At 73.9% G+C, this 24,826-nt stretch carries 11 protein-coding genes; 5 read left to right on the top strand and 6 right to left on the bottom strand.

The window, feature by feature from the left end; all coding sequences use genetic code 11:
- Positions 1 to 2 precede the first annotated feature (2 nt).
- From IF88_RS0123170 to IF88_RS0123150, 5 genes are all read left to right on the top strand, one after another.
- Positions 3 to 1,235, top strand: coding sequence for a cytochrome P450 (locus tag IF88_RS0123170; protein ID WP_199808120.1), 1,233 nt, complete (start codon positions 3 to 5; stop codon positions 1,233 to 1,235).
- A gap of 46 nt (positions 1,236 to 1,281) precedes the next feature.
- Positions 1,282 to 2,484, top strand: a complete 1,203-nt coding sequence (locus IF88_RS0123165) for a cytochrome P450 (protein ID WP_051837401.1) — start codon at positions 1,282 to 1,284, stop codon at positions 2,482 to 2,484.
- Between the two features lie 111 nt (positions 2,485 to 2,595).
- A complete protein-coding gene (locus IF88_RS0123160) occupies positions 2,596 to 3,804 on the top strand; it encodes an NAD(P)/FAD-dependent oxidoreductase (RefSeq protein ID WP_030715691.1) in 1,209 nt (402 codons plus the stop codon).
- The gene (locus IF88_RS0123155; protein WP_051837399.1) at positions 3,801 to 6,962 is read left to right on the top strand and encodes a non-ribosomal peptide synthetase; all 3,162 of its coding nucleotides are present in this window, start codon (positions 3,801 to 3,803) and stop codon (positions 6,960 to 6,962) included. The genes IF88_RS0123160 and IF88_RS0123155 overlap by 4 nt, the downstream gene beginning before the upstream one ends.
- Before the next feature lie 83 nt (positions 6,963 to 7,045).
- Positions 7,046 to 8,305, top strand: a complete 1,260-nt coding sequence (locus IF88_RS0123150; RefSeq protein WP_078893067.1) for a cytochrome P450 — start codon at positions 7,046 to 7,048, stop codon at positions 8,303 to 8,305.
- A 160-nt stretch (positions 8,306 to 8,465) separates the two neighbouring features.
- On the opposite strand, the gene IF88_RS0123145 is transcribed toward IF88_RS0123150, so the two are convergent.
- From IF88_RS0123145 to IF88_RS0123110, 6 genes are all read right to left on the bottom strand, one after another.
- Positions 8,466 to 8,723 (bottom strand): hypothetical protein, encoded by a 258-nt coding sequence (locus IF88_RS0123145; RefSeq protein WP_030715684.1) that lies wholly within the window; start codon positions 8,721 to 8,723, stop codon positions 8,466 to 8,468.
- Between the two features lie 540 nt (positions 8,724 to 9,263).
- Entirely contained in the window at positions 9,264 to 10,127 is an 864-nt protein-coding gene (locus IF88_RS0123140; protein ID WP_234323659.1) for a hypothetical protein, read from the bottom strand.
- 1,988 nt (positions 10,128 to 12,115) lie between these two features.
- Positions 12,116 to 12,913: a thioesterase II family protein gene (locus tag IF88_RS0123125; protein ID WP_030715678.1), complete on the bottom strand. Its 798-nt coding sequence runs from the start codon at positions 12,911 to 12,913 to the stop codon at positions 12,116 to 12,118.
- Positions 12,910 to 14,985, bottom strand: coding sequence for an alpha-hydroxy-acid oxidizing protein (locus IF88_RS49375; RefSeq protein ID WP_324617205.1), 2,076 nt, complete (start codon positions 14,983 to 14,985; stop codon positions 12,910 to 12,912). Before IF88_RS49375 ends, IF88_RS0123125 begins: the two co-directional genes overlap by 4 nt.
- On the bottom strand, positions 14,982 to 21,590 hold the full coding sequence (locus tag IF88_RS0123115) for an SDR family NAD(P)-dependent oxidoreductase (RefSeq protein WP_420710997.1): 6,609 nt from the start codon (positions 21,588 to 21,590) through the stop codon (positions 14,982 to 14,984). Before IF88_RS0123115 ends, IF88_RS49375 begins: the two co-directional genes overlap by 4 nt.
- A 147-nt stretch (positions 21,591 to 21,737) precedes the next feature.
- Positions 21,738 to 24,826, bottom strand: a 3,089-nt coding sequence (locus tag IF88_RS0123110) for a type I polyketide synthase (protein WP_037806757.1), incomplete at its 5' end; no start/stop codon positions are given.

The following is a 24,826-nucleotide window of genomic DNA, read 5'->3' as shown; positions in this document are numbered from 1 at the left end:
CCATGACCGGGACATCCGCCGGCGCGGACGCGAGGGAAGCGGCGACCTTCGTCGACCGCATGGGCATCAATCCGGAGTTCTTCTGGCTGCGCGGCCACAAGCCCGAGCACCCGGTCGAGGTCAACGACTACGGCATCGTCAACGTGTACGGGTACAAGGAGGTGCTGGAGGTCGTCGGCAATCCGGGGACGTACTCCAGCGACGTCGCCGAACTGATCGCGGGCGACGTGGAGATCGACCCCGAGTTCAGCGACGGCACCCTGCTGCAGTCCGACCCGCCGGACCACACCAAGCTGCGCAAGATCATCAGCAAGGCGTTCACCCGCGGGATGGTCGCGGCCCTGGAGCCGCGGATGGTCGAGATCACCCACGAACTGCTCGACCAGGTGTCCGACCAGGACAGCATCGAGATGGTCGACGACCTGGCCTACCCGATGCCGATCATCGTCATCTCCGAACTGCTCGGCGTACCGCAGAGCGACCGCGACCTGTTCAAGACGTGGGTCGACCGGATGGCCCACAGCGCGGTCGCCCTCACCTCCGGCGACCGCGACCTGGACGAGGACGTCGACGCCCAGGCCGCCATGCGCGTGGTCCCGGAGATGTTCCAGTACCTGCGGGAGCACGCCGCCGAGCGCCGGCTCAAGCCGCGCGAGGACCTGCTGACCAAGCTGGTCGAGGCGGAGGTCGACGGGGAGCGGCTGAGCGACAACGCGGTGGTGAACTTCGCGAACGAGCTGCTCGTCGTCGGCCACGCCACCACCAGCGCACTGCTCGGCAACACCCTCCTGTGCCTGGACGCCCACCCGGAGCACCTGGCCGCCGTCCGCGGGAACCCGGACCTCACCCCCGGTCTGATCGAGGAGTCGCTGCGCTACCTGAGCCCGATCGCGACGGCCTACAAGGCCTGCGTCGCCGAGGGCGAGCTCGCCGGCGTCACGGTGCACCCGGGGCAGCTGGTCGCCATCTCGCTGTCGGCGGCCAACCGGGACGAGCGCCAGTTCACCCGCCCGCACCTGTTCGACCCGTACCGCGACCCCAATCCGCACATCGGCTTCGGCCGGGGCATCCACTTCTGCCTCGGCGCCCCACTGGCCCGGATGGAGGGCCGGATCGCGACGGACATCCTGCTGGACCGCTTCCCGAAGATGCGGACGGACCCGGACAACCCGCCGACCTTCCTGCCGCTGCCCCACGTCATCTCGACCTCGGAGCTCCCGCTCCTCGTCCGATGAGGCGCCACTCTGCGGCCCGTGACCGGGCCACCGAAGGAGACCCCCGATGAGCACCACGACCAGCCCCCTCGACAAATGGGAGATGCATCCCCGGCACTTCTGGCTGCGCGGGATCCAGCCCGAGGCACCGATCGAGTACGACCCCGAGGTCGGGATGTGGCACGTCTACGGGTACCCGGAGACGCTGGAGATCCTCAGCGATCCCGCCACGTACTCCTCGGAGGTGGCCGCGCGCTACGTCAGCCCGGAACAGGCGGCCGTGGCCTTCGATGGGAACCTGACCCAGGCGGACCCGCCGGAGCACCAAAAGCTGCGCAAGCTGGTGGGGCGCACCTTCACCCTGAAGATGGTGGCCGAGCTCGAATCGCGCATCACCGCGCTCACCCACGAGCTGCTCGACGAGGTCAAGGGCGACACCTTCGACCTCGCGGAGGCGCTGGCCTACCCGCTGCCCGTGATCGTCATCTGCGACATGCTCGGCATCCCCCGCGAGGACCGCGAGCTCCTCAAGGAATGGGCCGACCAGTCGCTCATGGCGAGCACCCAGCTCACCACGCACCAGGGCGACCAGGCGCAGGAGGAGTCCCTCGACACCCAGGCCGAAGCGGCCGTGGCGATGGGCTTCTACATCCTCGACCTCGTCACCCAGCGGCGCGCCGAGCCGCAGGAGGACCTGCTGTCCCGGCTCGTCGAGGCGGAGGTCGACGGGGAGCGGCTGACCGACCGGCAGATCGTCAACTTCGCCAATCTGCTGATCTCGGCCGGCCACATCACCACGACGATGCTGCTGGGCAACACCATCCTGTGCCTGGACGCCTTCCCGGACGTCGACGAACGGGTGCGGGCGGACCGGTCGCTGGTGCCGACCCTGCTGGAGGAGTCGCTGCGCTACCTGAGCCCGCTGGCCGCGGGCTACCGGGTCACCACGCGCGACGTGGAGATCGCCGGGGTGAAGGTGCCCGAGGGCGACGTGCTGGAGGTCTGGTTCTCGGCCGCCAACCGGGACGCCCGGGTGTTCGAGAACCCGGACGTCTTCGACCCGGCCCGCACCCCCAACCCGCAGATCGGCTTCGGCCGGGGCATCCACTTCTGCCTCGGCGCCCCGCTCGCACGGCTGGAGGGGCGGATCGCCATGAACATCCTGTTCGACCGCTTCCCCAAGCTGCGGGTGGACCCGGACGACAAGCCGACCTTCCTCACCTCCCCGGAGTTCACCGGGGTCTGGAAGCTGCCGATCCGGGTGAACTAGCCGCGGTCGGCGGCCCGGACCCGACCGGTCCGGGCCGCCGGCCCCGTACCCGCCCCCCACGCATCCCCGCAAGGCCCGCCACCGGGGCCGGCGCAGGACAAGGAGCATCTTTTGACCCACTACGACGTGATTGTGGTCGGCGCTCGGTGCGCCGGGGCTCCGGCCGCGATGCTGCTCGCGCGCGCCGGCTACCGGGTGCTCATGGTCGAGCGCGGCACCTTCCCCAAGGACACCCTCTCCACGCTCTACATCCATCAGCCCGGTGTCGCCTCCCTCGCCCGGTGGGGCCTGCTGCCCGCGGTCGTGGCCACCGGCGCCCCCGCCCTCGACAACGTCCGCTACACCCACGGCGACATCCGGCTCGACGGCTGCTCCTGGCCGGCCGACGGACAGCGCGCCGCCTACGCGCCCCGCCGCTACCTCCTCGACCCGATCCTCGCGCAGGGCGCCGTCGACGCGGGCGTCGAGTTCCGCGAGAACTGCTCGGTGAGCGACCTCGTCTTCGACGGCGACCGCGTCGTCGGCGTCCGGCTCGGCTCCACCGGCGCCGTCGAGCGGGCCACCCTCGTCGTCGGCGCCGACGGCATGCGCTCCACCGTCGCCGCGAAGGCCGGCGCCCCGCTCGTCGTCGAGGACCCGACCTCGACGTGCGCCTACTACTCCTACTGGTCCGGCCTGCAGCCGGGTTTCCGGCTGTACGACACCCCCGGGCACTGGGTCGGCACCGTACCCACCAACGACGGGGCCACGCTCGTCGCCGGATACCTCCCCCAGGACCAGTTCCACAGCGTGCGCGGCGACGCGCTCAACGCCCTGCTCACGAACGTGGAGAAGACGGCCCCCGAACTGCGGGAGGAAATGGCGGGCGGCGCCCGGCTGGAACGCGTCTACGGCACCGGCGACCAGCGCAACTTCTTCCGGCAGGCCGCCGGACCCGGCTGGGTGCTCGTCGGCGACGCCGCCCACCACAAGGACTCGATCACCGCGCGCGGGATCACCGACGGCTTCTACCAGGCCCAGCTGCTCGCGGACTGCATCGGCGACGGCCTGCACGACCCCGACCGGCTGCGGACGGCCCTCGACACCTACGCCGAACAGCGGTTGGAGGCCCTCACGCCCGAGTACCGGGCCACGCTCAAGACGGCCCGGCTGGACCCGCCCGCCCACCACCTGGACCTGCTGCGCGCCATCGCCACCAGCGGTGAACTGACGGACCGGTACTTCTCGACGCTGTCCGGTGTCTGCCCGATCGACGAATTCGTCACCCCCGAACTGCTCGACCTGATGGAAGAGATGGACATGAAAGGAACGAAGGGATGACCGACGGGACGACCGGGAACGACCGGCTGCCGCTCACCTTCGGGCAGGAGCTCATCCGGTCCGCCCACCGGCAGGAGGGGGCGTACGGTCACCACCCGGTCATCGCGCTCCGGCTGACCGGCGCCCTCGACCGCACCGAACTCACCGGGGCCCTGCGGCTCCTGGCGGCCCGGCACGAGCCCCTGCGCACCACCTTCGCCGAGGCCGGCGGCCGGCCCGTGCAGAAGGTCTGGCCGGCCGGGCCGCTGGAGCTGGAATCCGCGGATCTGGCGGCGCTGCCCGCACCGGAGCGCGAGCCCCGGCTCGAAGCCCGCATCGCGGAACTGGCCGCCAGGCCGTACGACCTCGCCTCCGGCCCGCTGCTGCGCTCCCTCCTGGTCCGCCTCCGCGCCGACGAGCACGTGCTGGTGCTGAGCGCCCACCGCATCGCCGTGGACACCCGCTCCCGGGCGCTCCTCGTCGCGGACCTGACCGAGCTGTACGCGGCGGCCGTCTCGGGGAGGCCCGCCGGGCTGCCCGAACTCCCGGTGCGGTACGCGCAGTACGCGGCCGAGCAGCGCGCACGCGTCACCGAGGCCGACCTCGCCGCACAGCTGGAGCACTGGCGCGGCCACCTCGCCGGCCTGCCCGCCCTGCGGCTGCCCACCGACCGGCCCCGCTCCCGGGCCCGTGGCGCGGCAGCCGCCCGCCACGGGCTCCGGATACCGGCCGGGGCCGTCAAGGGCCTCGCCGCCGCCGCCGAGGCACACGGCGGCACCCTCTTCGCCGGCCTCTTCGCCGCGTGCCAGGTGCTGTTCTCCCGCCACACCGGCCAGGAGGACCTGGCCCTGGGCACCCTCGCGGACGGCCGCCCCCAGCCGGTGCTCGACGGCCTGGTCGGCGCCTTCGACAACCCGCTCCTGCTGCGCGCCCACGTACGCTCCGAGGCGCCGTTCACCGAGCTGCTGGCGCAGACCTGCGCCACCCTCGCCGAGGCCGCCGCCCACCAGGACGTGCCCTTCGAGCGGGTCCGCACCGCCCTGGGTGAGGGCAAGGACGCCGGCGACACGCCCGCCGTCCAGGTGATGGTCGTGCTGCGCGACGCCGCCGGGGCGGCCGGGCCGGTGCAGGCGCCGGGACTCGGCGTACGGGCCTTCCCCGCGCCCGGTGTGCCCGCCGCGTACGACATCACCGTGGAGTTCGCCGAGACCGGCACGGGCGAGCTGGCCGGCACGCTGGAGTACGACAGCGCCCTCTTCGACGCGGTCACCGTGGAGGTGCTCGCCCGCCACCTGTCGGTGCTGCTCGACGCCGCCGCGGCCGACCCGGCCACCATCGTGGAGGAGCTGCCGCTCGCCGACGAGGAGGAGCTGCGCCTCCTCACCACCGAATGGGCCGTCAACCGGGCCGAGTTCCCCGCCGACAGCTGCGTCCACGAGCTCGTCGCCGAACAGGCGCGCCTGCGCCCCGGCGCGGTCGCCGTCAGCGCCGGCCTGGAGACGCTGACCTACGCCGAACTGGACGCCCGCGCGAACCGGCTGGCCAACTTGCTCGTCGCCGACGGGGTCCGGCCCGGCACCTTCATCGCCGTCTGCCTGCCCCGCGGCCCCGAACTCGTCACCGCGCTGCTCGGCGTCCTGAAGGCCGGCTGCGCCTACCTGCCGCTGAACCCCGACTACCCCGGGGACCGGCTGAGCTTCATGCTCTCCGACGCCGAAGTGCCGCTGTGCCTCACCGAGTCCTGGCTCACCGGCAAACTGCCGTCCGCCGGAACGCGCATGATCTCCCTCGACGAGCAGGACGAGGCGATCGCCGCCCAGCCGGCCGACGCCCCGGACGTCCGCGTCACCGCCGACGACCCCGCGTACATCATGTACACCTCCGGCTCCACCGGCACGCCCAAGGGCGCCGTGATCGGACACCGCTCCGTCGTCCGGCTGTTCCGCAACGCCGACTGGGTGTCGCTGGGCCCGGACGACGTCATGGCCCAGGGCTCGGACGTCACCTTCGACGCGGCCACCCTCGAGATCTGGGGCCCCCTGCTGGCGGGCAGCCGGATGGTCGTCATCGACAAGGACACGCTGCTGGACCCGGCGGAGCTCACCGCCGCACTGCGCCGGGGCGGCGTCACGACGCTGTTCGTGACGACCGCCGTCTTCAACCAGATCGTCGCCGCCGACCCGTACGCCTTCGGGTCGCTGCGCCAGGTGCTCTTCGGCGGCGAGGCGGCCAACTCCGTCCGCGTGGCCGAGGTACTGGCGGCCGCGCCGCCGCAGCGGCTCGTGAACCTCTACGGGCCCACCGAGACCGCCGTCCTCGGCACCTGGCACCTCATCCGCGAGGCGGACGAGAACATGCCCGTCCCGATCGGCCGCGCCGTCGCCAACACCACCGCCTACGTGCTCGACGAGCGGCTGCGACCGGCGCCGATCGGGGTGGCCGGCGAACTGTTCATCGCCGGCCCGGGCGTCGCCCAGGGCTACCTCAACCGGCCCGAGCTGACCGCGGACCGCTTCCTGGACAACCCGCACGGCGAGGCCCCGGACCACCGGATGTACCGCACCGGCGACCTGGTGCGCTGGACCAGCGCGGGAGTCATCGAGTACGTGGGCCGGGCCGACCACCAGGTCAAGGTCCGCGGCTACCGCATCGAGCCCGGCGAGATCGAACTCGTCCTCCAGCAGCACCCCGAGGTCGGGGTGGCGCTGGTCCTGGCCCTGGCCGACGGCGAGCACAAGCGCCTCGTCGGCTACGTGACCCCCGCCGCCGCGGGACACCACCCGCAGCCGGCAGAGCTGCGGGAGTTCGTCTCCGCCCGGCTGCCCGTCCACATGGTGCCCTCCGCCGTCGTGTGCCTGGAGACCTTCCCGCTCACCCCGAGCGGCAAGGTCGACCGCAAAGCCCTGCCCGCCCCGGAGCACGCCACCGCCCCCGCGGGCGCCCTGGAGCCCCGTACGGGCACGGAGCGGCTGCTCGCCCAGATCTGGTCCGACGTGCTCGGCATCCCGGCCGTCGGAGTCACCGACAACTTCTACGAGCTGGGCGGGGACTCCATCCTCGGCATCAGGGTGGTCGCCCGGGCGAAGAAGGCCGGGCTGGTGATCTCCGCCAAGGACGTGTTCCGCAAGCAGACCATCGCCGAACTCGCGACCACCGCGGTGGCGGCGGAAGCCGCCTGAGGCCCCCGCCCCCGCCCACCTCCGCAGACGACCACGACCGCGCCGCGGACCTCCGGGTCCGCGGCCCTGGAGGAGACACACCCATGACTGCCCCCACCCTGCCGGCGGCCGAGCTCGCGGACCCGAAGGACCTGGCCGATCCGGCCGCCTACGACCTCACCGACCCGCAGACCTTCGAGGACAACGACCCGCACCAGCTGTGGCGGCCCTTCCGCGCCCACAACCCGGTGTTCTGGCACCCGGCACGGGACGGCAAGCCCGGATTCTGGGTCCTCGCCAAGTACGACGACATCATGACCGCCTACCGTGACAACAAGCGGTACACCTCAGAGCAGGGCAACGTGCTCAGCACCCTGCTGCTCGGCGAGGACTCCGCCGCGGGCAAGATGCTCGCCGTCACCGACGGCCCGCGCCACCGCGAGATCCGCAACCTGATGATGAAGTCCTTCTCGCCGCGCGTCCTGGCCCCGGTCGTGCAGAACGTCCAGCAGCTCACCGACCAGCTGATCTCCGAGGCCGTCGAGGCGGGCGAGGTCGACTTCGTCACCGCGGTCGCCGACCGGATCCCCATCCACAGCATCGGCGACCTCATGGGCATCCCCGCCGAGGACCGCGAGCAGCTCGTGGACTGGAACGCCCAGACCCTCTCCCGGTACAGCGCCGACGACGGCGAAGAGGTCTCGCTGATGGCGCGCAACGAGATCGTGCTCTACATCTCCGGACTGATGGCCGAGCGCCGCCGCAACCCCGGCGAGGACGTCCTCAGCACGCTGGCCACCGCCACGATCGACGGCGAGCCGCTCAGCGAGGAGGAGATCATCTACAACGCGTACAGCCTCATCCTGGGCGGCGACGAGTCCAGCCGGGCCACCGCCTCCGGCATCGTCCACGCCTTCAGCCAGTACGAGGACCAGTGGCGCCGGCTGAAGAACGCGGAGGTCACCCTGGAGAGCGCCACCGAGGAGGTCATGCGGTGGACCACGCCGACCATGCACTTCGGCCGGCACGCCCTGGTGGACATCCCGATCCGCGACCACGTCGTCAAGGCCGGTGAGATCGTCACCCTGTGGAACAGCTCGGCCAACTTCGACGAGGACGCCTTCGCCGACCCCTACACCTTCGACCTGGGGCGCACCCCCAACAAGCACGTCAGCTTCGGCCACGGACCGCACTTCTGCCTCGGCGCCTACCTGGGCCGGGTCCACATGATCTCCATGCTGGAGTCGCTGCGCTCCCGGGTGGCCGACATCGAGCTGCTCGCCCCGCCCACCCGGCTCTTCTCCAACTTCGCCAACGGACACGCCACCCTGAAGGTCCGCCTCACCGGCGAACGCTCGGCCTGATGGCCGTCCGGAACATCGCGGAACGGTGCTCCAACCGCTTGAAGCAGTGGCGGGGCACCGCCCCCCGGCACGACAGGGCCCCGTCCTGCCGGGCAGCCGTCACCCTTGCACCGCTCCCGATGCGGGCGTGACACGTTGACGACGATTGCCGTGCGGCTGTTCACCGTTGACACTGCAGGGCGTCGGCCCCTGCGGCGATGACCTCGGCGAGCCGGTTGGCGAAGGCCGCGTTGCAGCCTCCGAGCCGTACGAAACCGTGGCCGGCCACCGGCCCGTCGTTGCACAGGGAGGGAAGGGTCAGGTCCGCGAGCGCGAGCGCCGCCCGGAGGTTGGTGACGGCCTCTTCGCCGGCCTGGTAGGCGGAATCCTGGCGCCGCTTGTACCTGGTTCGTTCGGCGTGGGACATTTCGTACGCCATGCTTGTGATCTCTCGTGGTAGACGTGGGAGGTGACGCGCCGGAGCGTGTCGTGGATGCCGACGGCAGCGGCCGGCGTCCGTTTTTTCCGGGCGTGGCCCTGCCCGGCGGTGCGTCGTTCGGATGTGCCGCAGCCACCGGATGGCCGGGGCGCGATGTGGTGCGACCTGTAGCGGGGAACGGGTCCGGGCCCAGGCCGCGATGTGAGGGGACAAGGCCACAGACCGTCGGGCTGAGTCTGTGCACGGCCCGTGACTATCGGTTTCGATCTTCGTTTCAAAGGTGCAGGCGAACACTTTTGTGAGGCGTGGGGAAGGAGCGGGTTGTCAAGGAAGTTAGCGGCTGTCACTGCCCCCGCTCTTCGCGGTCGCCGCCCACGGAATGCCCGGCCCTCTCGCGTCGCGGTCCGTCGGCTCCCGTCTCGCGGGAGCTCACCGACCCGCGCCGAGCACACGACCCGCGAACCCCGCGACCCACTGTCCAAGCCGAGGACCGTAGCTCGGGCCTGCGGTGCAGATGACACCGCCGCAGGCGTACGGCCGTCATGGACCGTACCCGAATCCACGACCGCTGGACGGAGAGCGGACGGCCTCCTCCGCCACGGAGTAGCGGGGAGGGACACCCTCCTGGCCGCGCGCGGCCGTGGCCGCCTGCCCGAGCACCGAGGCGGGCGGGGTCCGGTGCCGCGGCGCGGCTTGGCGGGGCGGGCGCGTGAGTGTGATCTGGCGGACCAGCTGCTGGAAGCAGGCCAGCGCCGCCACCGCGGGAAGTGCGGACGAGGTCCCGGCAGCGATCGTTCTGGGCGCCTGGGCCACGCACAGAAGCGTGGCCAGGGTGGAGAACAGCAGCACGATGGACCACGAATGCAGCGCGCGGCGCTGGTGCAGCGCGGATCTGAGGATGGACAGGGAGGCGACCATCCAGGGGCCGTAGATCAGCAGGGGCCACCAGCCGACCACTTCGCGGGCCGTGTGGAGTCCGGCGCTGTGGCGCAGGGCGTCACAGATGGCCAGCCCACTGAGGATGCTCACCACGGCGGCGATGACGGCGACCAGCAAGGCGGTGAACAGGCTGCCCGTTCGCAGCAGGGTCCCGACCGGCGACTTCGACGGGCTCCGGCGGTGCCCGCTGGAGACCTGCTTGGGCGGCCGCCCGGCAGGCGTGTGCTTCAGCCCCGCTACGAGGCCGAGGGCGCCGACCGTGTCACCGGCGTCGTCGAAGCCGACGCGGCTGAAGGGCTCCGGCTGCCCGGGCAGCGCGCTCTCCTGGAGAAGGATGGCGAGCTCTTCCGCAGGGTCCCACGGCCGGTCCGGCGCACCGGGCCCGCCGAGCGGTTGCCCGGGACAGTGCTGCTGTACGTGGTCCGGCCGGCCCCAGAACGCGGGGGTGTCCGGCTGAGGGTGCAAGCCGTGGATGTCTGGGTATCCGTACGGCTCAAACACAGGAGTGGCCGCCCGAGTGCTCGGCGACAGGCGCCGTGGACGGTGCGGTGCTTCCCGACCTCCGGTCGAACTCGACCTGGAGCACGCTCATCGTATGGAGGAAGTCCTCAAAGATCGAGGACGAGTAGCTCAGAACGATCTCCAGGCTCTCGTGTTCGAGTGTTGCGTTCCTGGCCTCGCTGCATCCTGTTGCGCGTGGGGTGAAAGTCCACTTTCCGATCCGGGTGGCCCCGGCGTGAAAGCTGCCTCCCCGTCCGTCTCCTTCCGCAGGCTTGCGGAAGAAGACGGGGAGCTTTGCTGTTGTCATATTCCATAAACGCTAACGGCGTTGGTCAGGGTGTGCGCCATCCGGGTGATGGTCGCAAATGAACAGCTGTTTCCTGCCGTTTATCGTTCTGCACACACCACGCGAGTTCGGTAGCCACGCCCTGCCGCGCCGCCGCGCCGCAGCTCAAGGACGGCGTGTCCGGCGTGTCTTCATCCCCACCGCTGAGCCCGGTGCGCACGCAGCCCGTCGGCCCCGGGCCCGCAGGGCCGGCTGCGGCGGCTGCGGCCCTCTCGTCCGGCCGCCCCGATCGCCGACTGATCATCAGTTGAAAGACTGAGATGCCAAGGCTGGGCCGATTGCTGCGCATGGCTGCAATCGGCAGGGAGGGCGCAACTCTGCATATGCCCCTGCGTTATGCCCCACGATCGCCGGGGCTCCGGTCGCGTGTGCCCCTTCCCTTGCATCATCAGCCTTCGAAAGGACCAGTCGTGGGAGACATCCTCCTGTGGATCGTGCTGATCTCTGCCGCAGCAGGCACAGGTTGCACTGCGTTGACGTCATCGGGCACTGGCCGTCTGTGGCACGTGGACGCCCTTGAACTCAAGCGCCACCAACGCTTCAAGCACGTCCTGTCCCGTCATGTGGACGCCATCCGGCTGTCTCGCCGGGAAGTCGCGGCACCGGTGCAACCGGGAGAGGGGCCCGCAGGCGTCTCGGCCTGCGTGGGCGAGGATCCGTTCCCGATCGTCCACGAATCGTGTCGGCCACCCTTCCCGCGCGGCCTCTACGGCGGTGCCCCTCCCCGCCGCCGGCCGACTCCACTCGCCGAATGACCCCAGCCGTCGAGCCGGGCCCGCCAGGTGATCCCGGCCGGAGTGCCGCGCGATTCCGCACACCGGCAGGTCGCCCGTCGAGCCGGCGCTCCCGATGGGGCGCACCTGTTCGGACGTATGGCCAATATCGCTGAATATCTCAAAAACCCCGGCAATCCGCAACGCGGCCGGTCGCATAAAACCCCGGCAATCCGTACATTGTTGGCTCGCCGCGATATGAAAGCACGCTAAATTGCCACGGCCTGTCTAATTCCCGTTCGACGCACTTCCGTGCTACGTATTCGGAGGAATGTCGAGCAGCGTCAAGAATAAAAGAAATATCATCCTTCTACTTCTGAGGGGGTCTCTGGTCGGCAATTCGCAAGGGGCTGCCACCCTTCCCCGGGGCGCCCTCCGGCAGCAAGGTCTATCCGTCCCACCCGCGTGCGGCTACGAGAAGGGCTGCGTGAGCATGGCCCCCTACGGTGACCGATCCGATCGAGGCCCCCGGGCAGCTGCCCGGCGCCGTGTCCGGCTGGCCGCAGTCCGGGTGGCGAGCGCAGTGTGGGCAGCGCTGATGCGGGTGACACGCCGCCTCGCCGAGGCGGGGACGGCCGGCGCAGTCGTCCCGCCCCGGACGAAAATATGCTCGCCCCGGGTGCTTCAGGACGAATACAGGGCGGGTTTCTCCCTGTCCTCGCCCCGTCCGGCGAGGGCCGCGAGCGACCTCCACGAATGTCCGTGGTGCCTGTCCCTCGGGAATCCCGACACTCCCGGCCCGGCCGACGCCGCCGAGCACTGACGGAAAGGGATCTGAGCCGGCCGTCGTGATCAAAATGCCCAGCCGCCGGCGGTGGGTACGGGCCGCCGGGTCAGCGGCCGCTGCCCACCAGGGAGGCGGCGGCGAAGGAGCGGAGGTCGTCCGCGATCGCCCGCACCACCTCGTGCTCGGAGGACTGGAGGTAGAAGTGACCGCCCTCGAAGAACCGCGCCGTGAAGGCGGCCGTCGTGTGCTCGCTCCACCGCAGCAGTCCCTCGCGCGGCACGTTGAAGTCCTGCGCCCCGGAGTACGCGTGCAGGGGGCAGGCGAGCCGGGTGCCCACGGCGCCCCGGTAGCTCTCAGCGGCCTTGAAATCGGCCCGCAGGGAGGGCAGGACCGCCGCCATCAGGTCCTTGTCGGCCAGCAGCTCCGGCGGGGTGCCGGCCAGGTCGAAGATGGACGAGGCGAGGTCCTCGTCCGCCATGAGGGACAGGCCCCGGCTCAGGTGGATGGCGGCCGCCGGCCGGCCCGAGACGATCACACCGATCGGCGCGCGGTCCGGGTGCAGGCGCTCCAGCCGCAGGGCCACCTCGTACGCGACGATCGAACCCAGGCTGTGCCCGAACAGGGCGAGCGGCCGGTGCACACGGGGGAGCAGGGCCTCGACCACCTGGTCGGCCATCTCCCCGATGTCCTCGACGCAGCGCTCGCCCAGCCGGTCCTGGCGGCCCGGGTACTGCACGTTGAGCACCTCGGCGCTGTCGGACAGGGCCGCGGACAGGCCGTGGTACCCCGTCGCGGAGCCGCCCGCGTGCGGAAAGACGACCAGCGTCGGTGCTCCGGCCGGCGCCCGGTGGTAACTGCGCAGCCAGCCCGTCGGGTCCGAGCCGGAGCCGTAGGGTCGCTTCATCGCCGATCTCCGTTCTCCGCGGGCCCGTGCCCGGGGGTGTCCGAGGTGGTGCCCGCGAGCAGGTGCGGCCCGACGTCCGCGAGGCGGGCGCAGCCGGTGAGTGCCAGGGCCAGGCCGAGGTCGGTCAGCAGGCAGCGCAGCACGTGCTCGACGCCGCCCCGGCCGCCGAGCCCGAGCCCGTACACGTACGGCCTGCCGTAGAGGACGGCGTCCGCGCCCAGGGCCAGGGCCTTGACCACGTCGCTGCCGGTCCGGATCCCGGAGTCCATCAGCACGGGTACGTCCGGGCCGACGGCCGCCCGCACCGCGGGCAGTGCGTCCAGCGCGGACACGCTGCCGTCGAGCTGGCGGCCGCCGTGCGTGGAGACGACCACGCCGTCCGCGCCGTGCTCCAGCGCCAGCCGGGCGTCGTCCGGGTGCAGGATGCCCTTGACGAGCAACGGCAGCCGGGTCAGACCGCGCAGCCACGCCAGGTCCGCCCAGGTGAGGGTGGGGTCGGTGGAGATCTGGGCCCAGCGCAGCACGGCCGCGGTGGCGTCCGCCCCGGCCGGCAGCCCGGCAAGGAACGCCGGGTCGCCCGTGAAGTTGGCGATGCCGGTGCCGCGCAGGAACGGCGAGTACCCGCTGTCGAGTTCGGCCGGGCGGAAGCCCAGGTGGGTGGCGTCGACCGTGACCACGACGGCCGTGTAGCCGGCGGCCTCGGCACGCCGCACCAGCGACTCGCCCACCGCCCGGTCCGAGGGCAGGTACAGCTGGAACCAGCGCGGGTGGTCACCCGCCTGCTCGGCCACCTCCTCCAGCGTGCGGGAGGCGAAGGTCGACAGCACCAGCGGCACACCGGCCGCCGCGGCGGCCCGCGCCGTGGCCGACTCGCCCTCGGGGTGGGCCACTTGCTGCGCGGCCAGCGGTGCCAGCAGGACCGGTACGGGCAGCCGCTGCCCGAACAGCGTCACCGAGGTGTCGGCCCGGCGGGTGCCGCGAAGCATCCGCGGCACCAGCCGGTGGCGGTCGAAGGCCGCGCGGTTGGCCCGGCCGGTCGCGCCGGAGCCGGCGGTGCCCGCCACGTACGCGAAGCCCTCGGGGGACATCACCGCGCGGGCCGCGTCCTCCAGCGCCGTCGGGTCCGTCGGCAGCGCCGGGGTGCGGCCTTCGAGGCCGCCCAGCAGGATCTCCCGTACGAGGTCGGCGAGGGGCTCCTCGGCCGGGGCGGCGGGCGCCTGCGGCTCCGCGGCCGGGGGCGCCGCGGCGAGCCGTGCCAGGTCCTGGCGGACGCAGTGGGTGAGCAGCGGCCCGGTCTCCCCGGGCCGTTCGACGAGCGAGAAGTGCCCGCCGGACAGCGTCACGAGGGTGTGCCCGTTCCTGCCGTGCCGGGCCCAGTCGGCCATCTGCTCCAGGGAGTTCTTCGGGTCGGACGCCGCCAGGAGCACGGTGAGCGGGGCTGCCACGGCGGCCCCGTCGGCGCAGCGGTAGCGCAGCAGCGCCCGGTGGTCGGCGCGCAGCAGGCGCAGCACCTCGCCGAGGATCTCCGGGTCCCGCAGCAGCGGTTCGGGGATGCCCCCGAGCCGCCGCAGCCCGGCGACCAGCTCCTCGTCGCCGACGCCGGTCAGGTCGGGCTCCTCCCAGTCCTGCGCGGGGGGCCGGGCCGCCGAGACGAACAGCCTGGCCACGGGGCCGCGTTCCTCCAGGAGCCGGGCCGTCTCGAAGGCCACGAGGGCCCCCATGCTGTGACCGAGGAGGAACACCGGCAGATCGGAGCGGGAGGCGAGGGCCCCGGCGACGCCCGCGGCGAGCTCGCCGATCTCCTCGGCGCAGGGTTCGGCGCGCCGGTCCTGGCGGCCGGGGTACTGGACGGCGAGCAGCTCGATGTCCTCGGGCAGCGCGGCCGACAGCGCCACGAAGGCGTTCGCGGCCCCGCCCGCGTGCGGAAAGCACACGAGGCGGGCGGTCGCGGACGGCCGGTCGTGGTAGGTACGGATCCACCGGGAGGGGTCGACGGGCCCGTTCGCGGGCCCGGTCGACCGGGTGGCACGGCCGGCCGGCGGAGCCGGCGCGGCCGTCGGGGAATTGGTCATGCCCACGCGGAGTGATCCTCCTTCATAGAACCCAGTTCGGTCAGCAGCTCGCGCAGCCGCTCGCTGACCACGGCGCTCTGCGCCTCGCTCAGCGGCCGGTCGGCGACCGCGGCCTCCAGCCGGGCGATGTCGGCGAGCAGCGCCACGGTGACGCCGGCGCCGTTGCCGGCCGTGTCCGCCGGGGCGGGCGCGCCCACGGCGGGCTGCGCCGCCGGTGCGGCGGAGGCTTCCGCGGCCGGTTCGGCGGCCGTCTCCGGGAGCAGTTCCCGCAGGTGGACCACCAGTTCGGCCGGGGTCGGCCAGTCGTAGACGAACGTGGCGGGCAGTTTGACGCCCGTGGCGACGGCGAGCCGGTTGCGCAGCTCCACCGCCGTGAGCGAGTCGAAGCCCAGCCGTTCGAACGCCCCGTCCCGGTCCACCGCCGCACCGGAGGCGTGCCCCAGGACGGCCGCGACCTCGTGGAGCACGCAGTCCAGCAGGCGGTCGCCGGTCAGCGAGGCCTCGGCGGCCGCCGCCCCCGCCGCCGTCCCGGGCGCGGACCGCGCCCCCGCGGCGGGCGCCGGGGCGGGCACCAGGCTCCGCAGCAGGGCCGGCACCGCCGCGCCCTCCGCGATCCGGGCCCGCAGCCCGTCGAGGTCCCACCGCGCCGCCACCGCCACCGGACGGTCGCGGCGGACCGCGGCGTCCAGCAGTTCCAGCCCGAGCTCCGAGGTGAGCGGAGCCACGCCCACCCGCGCCATGCGGGCGACGTCCGCGTCGGTCAGACCGGCGCCCATGCCGCCGGCCCCCTCCCACAGGCCCCACACGACGGAGACGCCGGGGCGGCCGACCGAACGCCGGTACTCCATCAGCCCGTCGAGGAAGGCGTTGCCGGCCGCGTAGCCGGCCTGCCCGGGAGAGCTGAGCGTTCCCGCGAGGGAGGAGAAGACGACGAACGCGTCGAGGCCGAGCGGCTCGGTGAGCTCGTGCAGGTGGAGCGCCGCGTCCACCTTCGGACGCAGGGTCCGCTCCAGGCTCTCGGCGGTCATCGAGGTGAGCAGGCCGTCGTCCAGCACCCCCGCCGCGTGCACGACCCCGCCGATGCGGACGCCGTCGCCGGCCAGCCCGTCGAGGGCCGAGGCCAGCGCGGCCCGGTCGGCCGCGTCGCAGGGCACCGTACGGACGTCCGCGCCCAGGGCGCGCAGCCCGGCGATGTCCCGGGCCGCGTCCTCGCCGGGCAGCCCGCGGCCCATCAGGACCAGCTGCCGTATCCCGTGCTCGGCCACCAGGTGGCGGGCGGCGAGCCGGCCCAGCCAGCCCAGACCGCCGGTGATCAGGACCGCCCGGGCGGTGTCCCAGCGCTCGTTCCCGTCGGCCAGGTCCAGCACCACCTTGCCGATGTGCCGGGCCTCGCTCAGGTGGCGGAAGGCGTCGGGAGCCCGGCGCAGGTCCCAGGCCGCCACCGGCGGTGCCTGGAGCGCGCCCCGCTCGAACAGCCCGAGGAGGTCGGTGAAGATCTCCTGGATCCGGTCCGGACCGGGATCGCGGACGTCGTACGTCCGGTACGTCACCCCGGGGTGCGTGCCGGCCACCTCGGCGGCGTCGCGCCGGTCGGTCTTGCCCATCTCCAGGAACCGTCCGCCGCGCGGCAGCAGCCGCAGCGAGGCGTCCGCGAACTCCCCGGCGAGGGAGTTGAGCACCACGTCGACGCCGTCGCCCCCGGTGGCATCGAGGAAGGCCTTCTCGAAGTCCAGGGTGCGCGAGGAGGCGATGCGCCCGTCCGGGACCCCCGCCGCACGCAACGCGTCCCACTTGGCGGGGCTCGCCGTGGAGTACACCTCGGCGCCGAGGTGGCGGGCGATCTGGATCGCCGCCGTGCCGACGCCGCCGGCTCCCGCGTGCACGAGCACCGATTCGCCCGCGCGCAGGCCGGCCAGGTCCACCAGGCCGTAGTAGGCGGTCAGGTAGGTGACGGGAACCGCCGCGGCCTGCCGGAATGACCAGCCCTCCGGGATCCGGCACACGAACCGGCGGTCGGTGACCGAGGTCGGGCCGATCCCGTGGAACAGGCCCATCACCCGGTCGCCGGGCCGCAGGTCGGTGACCCCGGGACCCACTTCGAGGACGGTGCCCGCGCCCTCACCGCCCTGCCCCGAACCGCCCGCGTGCCCGTCCACGGACGGCGGGATCACCCCGAGGGAGAGCAGGACGTCGCGGAAGTTCAGGCCGGCGACCCGCATCCGGATCCGCACCTGGCCCTCCTCCAGCGGGGCGGCCGCCTCCGGCCAGGGTTTGAGGGCGAGGTTCGCGAAGGTCCCCTTGGCCACGTAGTCGAGGTGCCAGTGCGGCGTGTCGGCGGGCGGCCGCAGCTCCGTGTCCGCGTCCTGCTCGGCGAGCGAGGGACGGTAGGCGGTGCCGCCGCGCAGGGCGAGCTGCGGCTCACCCGTGGCGAGCGCGGCCGTCACGGCCCGCCGGGAGGCGGGGGTGCCGTCCTCGTCGAGGACCGTGAACCGGTCGGGGTGTTCGGCCTGCGCGGAGCGCAGCAGGCCCCACACCGCACGGTGGGCGAGCTGCCCGGGGTGCTGTTCGCCGCCCAGGGTGACGGCGCCCCGGGTGAGGACCGCCAGGCGGGTACCGGCCAGCCGCTCGTCCTCCGCGAGGAGCCGTACCGCGTCGAGGACCTGGTGCAGGGCCGTGCGGACGGCCGCCCCGGCGCCGGCGTCCGGCGCGCCGCCGCCCGCGGAGGGCGGGCAGGGCAGGACGAGCAGCGCGGGGGCCTCGGCGCCCGCGGAGAGCGCGTCGGTCAGGGCCGGCAGGCCGGACAGGGCCGCGCCGAGGCGCAGGGAGGAGCCCTCGCCGTCGCCTTCGTACGCACCGAGCAGTGCCCAGCGGTGCGTCGCGGGGGCGGGCGGCAGTTCGGGCAGCTCCTCCCACGTGGGCAACAGCAGTCCGTCGCCCGGTGCGTCGTGGGCGGGCAGGGCCTCCGCCGGGAGCGGACGCAGGGCCAGCGAGCCGATCGAGGCGACCGGGCGGCCCGAGCCGTCCGCGACGTCGATGCCCACCGCGTTCGCGCCGGACGGTGCGAGCCGGACCCGCAGGACCGTGCCGGCGGGGCCGTGCGTGCGGACACCGGACCAGGCGTACGGCAGGAACGTCCGCTCGTCGGCGCCGGTGCCGGCGCCTTCGCCCCCGTCGATCAGGCCGCCGAGGGCGATCGGGTGCAGGGCCGCGTCGAGCAGCGCCGGGTGCAGCCCGTACCCGTCGGCGCCGGGCCGTTCACCCGGGAGCGCCACCTCGGCGAAGACCTCCCGCCCGCGCCGCCACACGGCGCGCACGCCGCGGAAGACGGGCCCGTAGGCGAGGCCCTTGGCGCCGAGGGCGGCGTAGAGCCCGGCCACCGGTACGGAGACCGGCTCGGCCCCCCGCGGCGGCCACTGCGCGGCCAGGTCCGCGGCCTGCTCCGGCGCCGGTGCGGAGCCGTCGGCGAGGACCGAGCCCTGGGCGTTGCGGGACCAGCCCTGCCCGTCGGCGTCGCCCCCGGGACGGGAGTGGACGGCGACGGCCCGGCTGCCGGAGGCGTCAGCGGCGGCCAGGGACACCCGCAGCCGGACCTCCCCCTCCTCCGGCACCACCAGCGGCGCCTCCAGGACGAGCTCCTCGACGAGGCCGCAGCCCGCCTCGCGGGCGGCGCACGTCACCAGGTCCAGCAGCGCGGTGCCCGGCAGCAGCACCCGGCCGCCGACGCGGTGGTCGGCCAGCCACGGGTGGCGTGCCAGGGAGAGCCGGCCGGTCAGCAGCAGGCCGCCGCTGTCGGGCAGTTCGGTGGAGGCCGTCAGCAGCGGGTGGCCGACGGCGGTGAGCCCGGCGGAGCTCACGTCCCCGGACCCGGCCGGCAGGTCGATCCAGTACGGCCGGTGCTGGAAGGCGTACGTGGGCAGCTCCACCCGGCGCGCCCCGCGGCCCGCGAACACGGCGGCCCAGTCGACGTCACCGCCGCAGGCGTGCATCCGCGCGACCGCCGTGAGCAGCGAGGTCACCTCCGGCAGGCGCCGCCGCAGCGAGGGGATGAGCGTGCGGGCGCCGGAGCGGCCCCGGTCCGCCTCCTCCAGGCAGTCGGCGGCCATCGAGGTGAGGTCGGTGCCCGGCCCCACCTCCACGAAGCGGGTGCAGCCCAGCTCCGCGAGAGCGCCGACGCCGTCCTGGAAGCGGACGGCGCGGCGCGCGTGCCGGACCCAGTACTCCGGGTCGGCGAGCTCGTCCGCGCCCACGGGCCGGCCGGTCAGGTCGGAGACGAAGGAGAGCTGCGGCTCCTGGAAGTCCAGGCGGGCGACCACGGCCCGCAGCTCCGCCATCGCCGGCTCCATCAGCGGCGAGTGGAAGGCGTGGCTGACGCGCAGCCAGGTCGCCTTCCCGCCGGCCGCCTCGAAGTCCGCGACCACGGCGGCCAGGGCCTCCCGGTCACCCGAGAGCACCGTGGCGGCCGGGCCGTTCACCGCGGCGAGCGAGACGAGCTCCTCGTGCCCCGCGAGCAGGGCCGTCGCCTGCTCCTCGGAGGCGCGCAGGGCCACCATCGCCCCGCCGGAGGGGAGTTGCTGCATGATCCGGCCGCGTACGGCGGCCAGCTCGGCGGCGTCCGCCAGCGAGAGGGCGCCCGAGGTGTGGACGGCCGCGAGGGCGCCGACGGAGTGCCCGAGGACGGCGTCGGGCCGGATGCCCCACGACTCCAGGAGGCGGAACAGGGCCACCTCGAAGGCGAAGAGCGCCGGCTGCGTGTACCGCGTCCGGTTCAGCAGTCCGCCCTCGGGGCTGTCCTCGGCCGCGAGGACCACATCCCGCAGGGGCTGCTCCAGGTGCGGTTCCAGGGCGGCGCACACCCCGTCGAAGGCCGCCGCGAACACCGGGAAGGCCTCGTACAGTTCCTGGCCCATCCGGGCGCGCTGGGAGCCCTGACCGGCGAAGAGGAAGGCGGTGCGGCCCTCCCCGGCCGTCGCGCGGACCACGTCCGGCCCCGGCACCCCGTCGGCCAGCGCGCGCAGCCCGTCGAGCAGTTCGTCGCGGTCCTCGGCGAGCAGCACCGCCCGGTGCGGGAGGTGGCCGCGGGTGGTGGCCAGGGAGAAGCCCACGTCCGCCAGCGCGTCGCCGTCGGCCTCGGTCAGGTGCCGGTACAGCCGGTCGGCCTGCGCGCGCAGCGCGGGCTCCCCGGCCGCCGACAGCACCACCGGTACGGCCGGCAGCGCGGCCGGCTCCCCGGCGGCGGCCGGCTCCGGCGCGGGCGCCTGCTCCAGGATGACGTGCGCGTTGGTACCGCTGATCCCGAAGGAGGACACCGCGGCCCGGCGCGGCCGCCCGCCCCGCTCGGGCCACGGGATCGTCTCGGTCAGCAGGGAGACGGCGCCGCTCGACCAGTCCACGTGCGGGGTGGCCTCGTCCACGTGCAGGGTCCGCGGCAGCACCCCCTCGCGCAGCGCCATCGCCATCTTGATGACGCCGCCGACCCCGGCCGCGGCCTGGGTGTGGCCGATGTTCGACTTCAGGGAGCCCAGGTGGAGCGGCCGGTCCGCCGGACGCCCGCTGCCGTAGGTGGCCAGCAGCGCCTGCGCCTCGATCGGGTCGCCCAGCGAGGTGCCCGTTCCGTGCGCCTCCACCGCGTCGACGTCGGCGGCGGTGAGGCCGGCGGCGGCCAGGGCCTGGCGGATCAGCTGCTCCTGCGCGGGGCCGCTGGGGGCGGTCAGCCCGTTGCTGGCGCCGTCCTGGTTGACGGCCGAACCACGGACCACGGCCAGGACGCGGTGTCCGTTGCGGCGGGCGTCGGAGAGCCGTTCGACCAGCAGCAGACCGGCGCCCTCGGCCCAGCCGGTGCCGTCCGCGGCGGCCGAGAAGGCCTTGCAGCGGCCGTCGGCGGCGAGCCCGCGCTGCCGGCTGAACTCCACGAACGGCATCGGCGTCGCCATCACCGTGGCACCGCCGACCAGCGCCATCGTGGACTCCCCGCGCCGCAGCGAGGCACAGGCCAGGTGCAGCGCCACGAGGGAGGAGGAGCAGGCCGTGTCGACGGTGAGGGCCGGACCCTCCAGTCCGAAGGTGTAGGACAGCCGCCCGGAGGCCACGCTGCCGGCGCCGCCGACGCTCAGGAAGCCCTCGTACTCCTCCGGGGCGGGGGAGAACCGGTTCATGTAGTCGGCGTACATGGTGCCGACGAACACGCCCGTGCGGCTGCCCCGCAGCGCGGCCGGGTCGATGCCCGCGTGCTCGAAGGCCTCCCACGCCGTCTCCAGCAGCAGGCGCTGCTGCGGGTCGATGCTGTGCGCCTCGCGCGGCGAGACCCCGAAGAACTCGGCGTCGAACTGCGCCGCCTCGTACAGGAATCCGCCCTCCCGGGCGTACGAGGTGTGCGGCCGGTCCGGGTCGGGGTCGTACAGGCCCGCCAGGTCCCAGCCGCGGTCGGCGGGGAACGGCCCGACGGCGTCCACCTCGTCGGTGGCCAGTCGCCACAGGTCCTGTGGGGAACGGACGCCACCCGGGTAGCGGCAGGCCATGCCCACGATCGCGATCGGCTCGTGCTCGCGTTCCACGAGGCGGGCGTGGTCGGCCTTGAGCCGCTCGTTCTCCTTCAGCGCGGTCCGCAACGCCTCGACGACCTGCTGTTGGGTTGTGGAAGCCATCCTGTTCTCTCCGTACTTCCCTGTTGGGGGCCCCGTGGGGGGGCTGGGTGTGGGTCTGGTGTCTGGGTCGGGGGTCCGGAACGGGTCCGGGGCCGGGGCCCGGGCGGGGGGTCAGCCCTCGCCCAGGGCCAGGCGGACCAAGTCGTCGGCGCTCATCGTGTCGAGCGCGCTCCCGCCGTCCGGCAGGCCGGCGCCGTCGGTACCGGCGGCGCCGTTCGCGGCGTCCTCGGGGGTGTCCCGCGTCGGCACGTCGGGTACGAGCGCGGCCCGCAGCCGGTCCGCGAGGGCACCCGGGGTCGGGTGGTCGAAGATGAGCGTGGGCGGCAGCTTGACGCCGGTCGCGGCCGTCAGGCGGTTGCGCAGCTCGACCGCGGTCAGGGAGTCGAAGCCCAGGTCCTGGAACCGGCCGTCGGCCGGCACCTTGTCACGGCTCGCATGGCCCAGTACGGCCGCCACTTCGACCCGTACCGCCTCGAGCAGGAGGTGACGGTGCTCGCGCCGGGGCGCCCGGGCCAGCCGCTCGCGCAGGTCGGCCGCCGTGTCCGGGGCCGCGGGAGCACCGCCCGTACCACCGCGCCGGGCCGGAGCCAGCCCCCGCAGCAGCACCGCGACCGCCTCCGGATCCGCCGTCCGCAGGTCGAGGTGGGCGGCGGTCAGGACCGCGGCGCCGGATTCCACGCCCGCGTCGAACAGGGCCAGACCCTCCTCGGCGGACAGCGCCCCGATCCCGGAGCGGGCCAGGCGCTTCAGGTCCGCCGCGCCGAGGTCGCCGGTCAGCGTGCTCTCCTGCGCCCACAGACCCCAGACCAGGGACAGGGCCGGCAGCCCGGCGGCGCGGCGCCGCTGGGCCAGGGCGTCCAGGAACGCGTTGGCCGCCGCGTAGTTGCCCTGTCCCGCGGAACCCAGGGTGCCCGCGAGCGAGGAGAAGAGGACGAAGGCCGACAGCTCCAGGTCCCGGGTCAGCTCGTGCAGGTGGAGGGCGGCGTCGGCCTTGGGCCGCAGCACCCCTTCCATCCGCTCCGGGGTGAGTCCCGCGAGGACGGAGTCGTCGCTCACGCCCGCGGCGTGGACCACCGCCGTCAGCGGCCGGCCCGCCGGTACGGAGGCCAGCAGGGCGGCCACGGCGGCGCGGTCGCCGGTGTCGCAGGCGGCCACGGTCACCTCCGCGCCCAGCGCGGCCAGTTCGGCCGTGAACTCCTCCGCACCCGGGGTCGCCGCACCGCGGCGGCCGGTCAGGAGCAGCCGCCGTACCCCGTGGTGCTTCACCAGGTGCCGGGCCAACAGCCGGCCCAGCGTGCCCAGACCACCGGTGACCAGGACGTGGCTGTCCGCTCCGAAGCCCGCCGGGGCGTCCTCGGTGACGGCGGGCCGGTGAACGCGCAGGGCCGGCGCCGAGATCCGCCCCGCCCGCACCGCGAGCTGCGGCTCCGGGGAGGCCAGGGCCGGCACGAGAGCGCGTACGGACTCGGGCCGCCCGTCGGCGTCGACGAGGGCGAACCGGCCGGGCTGCTCCGACTGGGCGGAGCGGATCAGGCCCCAGACCGCCGCCAGGGCGGGATCCGGGTACTCGGTGTCCGCCACCGCGACCGCGCCCTCGGTGAGGAAGGCGAGCCGGGAGTCCGCGAACCGCTCGTCGGCCAGCCAGCGCTGGGCCGGCGCCAGGGCCGTGAGCACGGCCCGGCCCGACCCGGCCGGCACCGCGGGCACCGGCGTCACGACCACGGACGGCACCGGGGCGCCCCCGTCGACCGCTTCCTGCAGCCCGTCCAGGCCGGGGTAGGCCCGGACGGCCACGCCGGCGGCCCGTACGGCATCCACGACGGCGGAGTCCGCGTCGCCCAGGACGGCCCACGGGCCGGCCGGAACGGGAGCGGTCCCGCGCAGCGGGGACCAGTGCAGGCCGAACAGGCCGGCCCCGTGCACCGGTCCGGCGGCGGCCGCCGGGTCCGCCCGCAGCTCGCGCACGGCGAGCGCCTCGGCGGTGAACACCGGGTCACCGGACAGGTCGGCGATCAGCAGCGAGTAGCTGTCGCCCGTGCCCCGCCGCAGGCGGACCAGCAGTTCGGTGGCGCCCGGCGCCCGCAGGGTCAGACCGCTCCACGCGAAGGGCACCAGCAGCCGGTCTCCGGCACCGGCTCCGACGAGGGCGGTGTGCAGGGCCGCGTCCAGGGCGGCCGGGTGCAGACCGAAGCCGTCACCCTGCGGGCCCGTGGCGCTGTCGGGGAGAACCACCTCCGCGTAGAGGTCGCTCCCGCGACTCCACACGGTCCGCAGGCCCTGGAAGGCGGGGCCGTACGTGTATCCGCGCTCGGCGAGGCGGGCGTAGAGGTCGCCGACGGGTATCTCGGTGGCGCCCTGCGGCGGCCAGACGGCCAGGTCGGCCGGGTCGCCCGGCGCTGCGGAAGCCTCGTCGGCCAGCAGCCCGGAGGCGTGCCGGACCCATGCCGCGCCCGGCGTCCCCTCGGGCCGCGAGTGGAGCGCCAGGGTGCGCGACCCGTCGGTCCCGGGGGCACCCACCATCAGCTGGACGGTGACGCGCTCGTCCAGCGGCAGCGGCTGTTCGAGGGTGAGCTCGGCCACCTGCGCCGCGCCCGCCCGCCGGGCCGCGTACAGGGCGAGCTCCGCGACAGCCGCGCCCGGCAGCAGCGGCCGGCCCAGGATGGCGTGCTCCGCCAGCCACGGATCGGCGTCCGCGTCGAGCGTGCCGGTGAACAACCATCCCTGGCCCGCGGCGAGTTCGACCGTCTGGTCCAGCAGGGGGTGCCCGCCGGCCGGCCTCGGCGCCACGGGGGCGGCGGGAACGCTCAGCCAGTAGCTGTCGCGCTGGTAGGGGTAGGTGGGCAGGGCGACGGCCCGGCCACCGGGCAGGAACCCGCGCCACTCGACGTCCGCGCCGCGGACGTAGGCCTGGGCGAGCGCGGCCGCGAGGGTCCCGCCCTCGGGACGGCCCTTGCGCAGCAGCGGGACCGCGGTGACCACCTGCCGGGCCTCGGCCTCCCCGGAGGTCAGGATCGTCCGGGTCATGGCGGTGAGCACGCCGTCCGGGCCGAGCTCCAGGTATGTGGTGACGTTCTGGTTGTGGAGGTATTGGATGCCGTCGCTGAAGCGGACGGTGTGGCGGAGGTGTTGGACCCAGTAGTCGGGGTTGGTGAGTTGTTCGGTGGTGGCGGGTTGTCCGGTGAGGTTGGAGATGATGGGGA

The organism is Streptomyces sp. NRRL F-2580, from assembly GCF_000720115.1.
Lineage (GTDB): Bacteria > Actinomycetota > Actinomycetes > Streptomycetales > Streptomycetaceae > Streptomyces.
The sequence above is the reverse complement of the archived record's forward strand: the minus strand, read 5'-3'. Positions and strand labels throughout refer to the sequence as shown.

Bases quoted from the DNA above. Each gene is read 5' to 3' on its own strand.
- IF88_RS0123170 (WP_199808120.1), top strand. From the start codon at position 3: ATGACCGGGACATCCGCCGGCGCGGACGCGAGGGAAGCGGCGACCTTC.
- IF88_RS0123165 (WP_051837401.1), top strand. From the start codon at position 1,282: ATGAGCACCACGACCAGCCCCCTCGACAAATGGGAGATGCATCCCCGG.
- IF88_RS0123155 (WP_051837399.1), top strand. From the start codon at position 3,801: ATGACCGACGGGACGACCGGGAACGACCGGCTGCCGCTCACCTTCGGG.
- IF88_RS0123150 (WP_078893067.1), top strand. From the start codon at position 7,046: ATGACTGCCCCCACCCTGCCGGCGGCCGAGCTCGCGGACCCGAAGGAC.
- IF88_RS0123145 (WP_030715684.1), bottom strand. From the start codon at position 8,723: ATGGCGTACGAAATGTCCCACGCCGAACGAACCAGGTACAAGCGGCGC.
- IF88_RS0123125 (WP_030715678.1), bottom strand. From the start codon at position 12,913: ATGAAGCGACCCTACGGCTCCGGCTCGGACCCGACGGGCTGGCTGCGC.
- IF88_RS49375 (WP_324617205.1), bottom strand. From the start codon at position 14,985: ATGACCAATTCCCCGACGGCCGCGCCGGCTCCGCCGGCCGGCCGTGCC.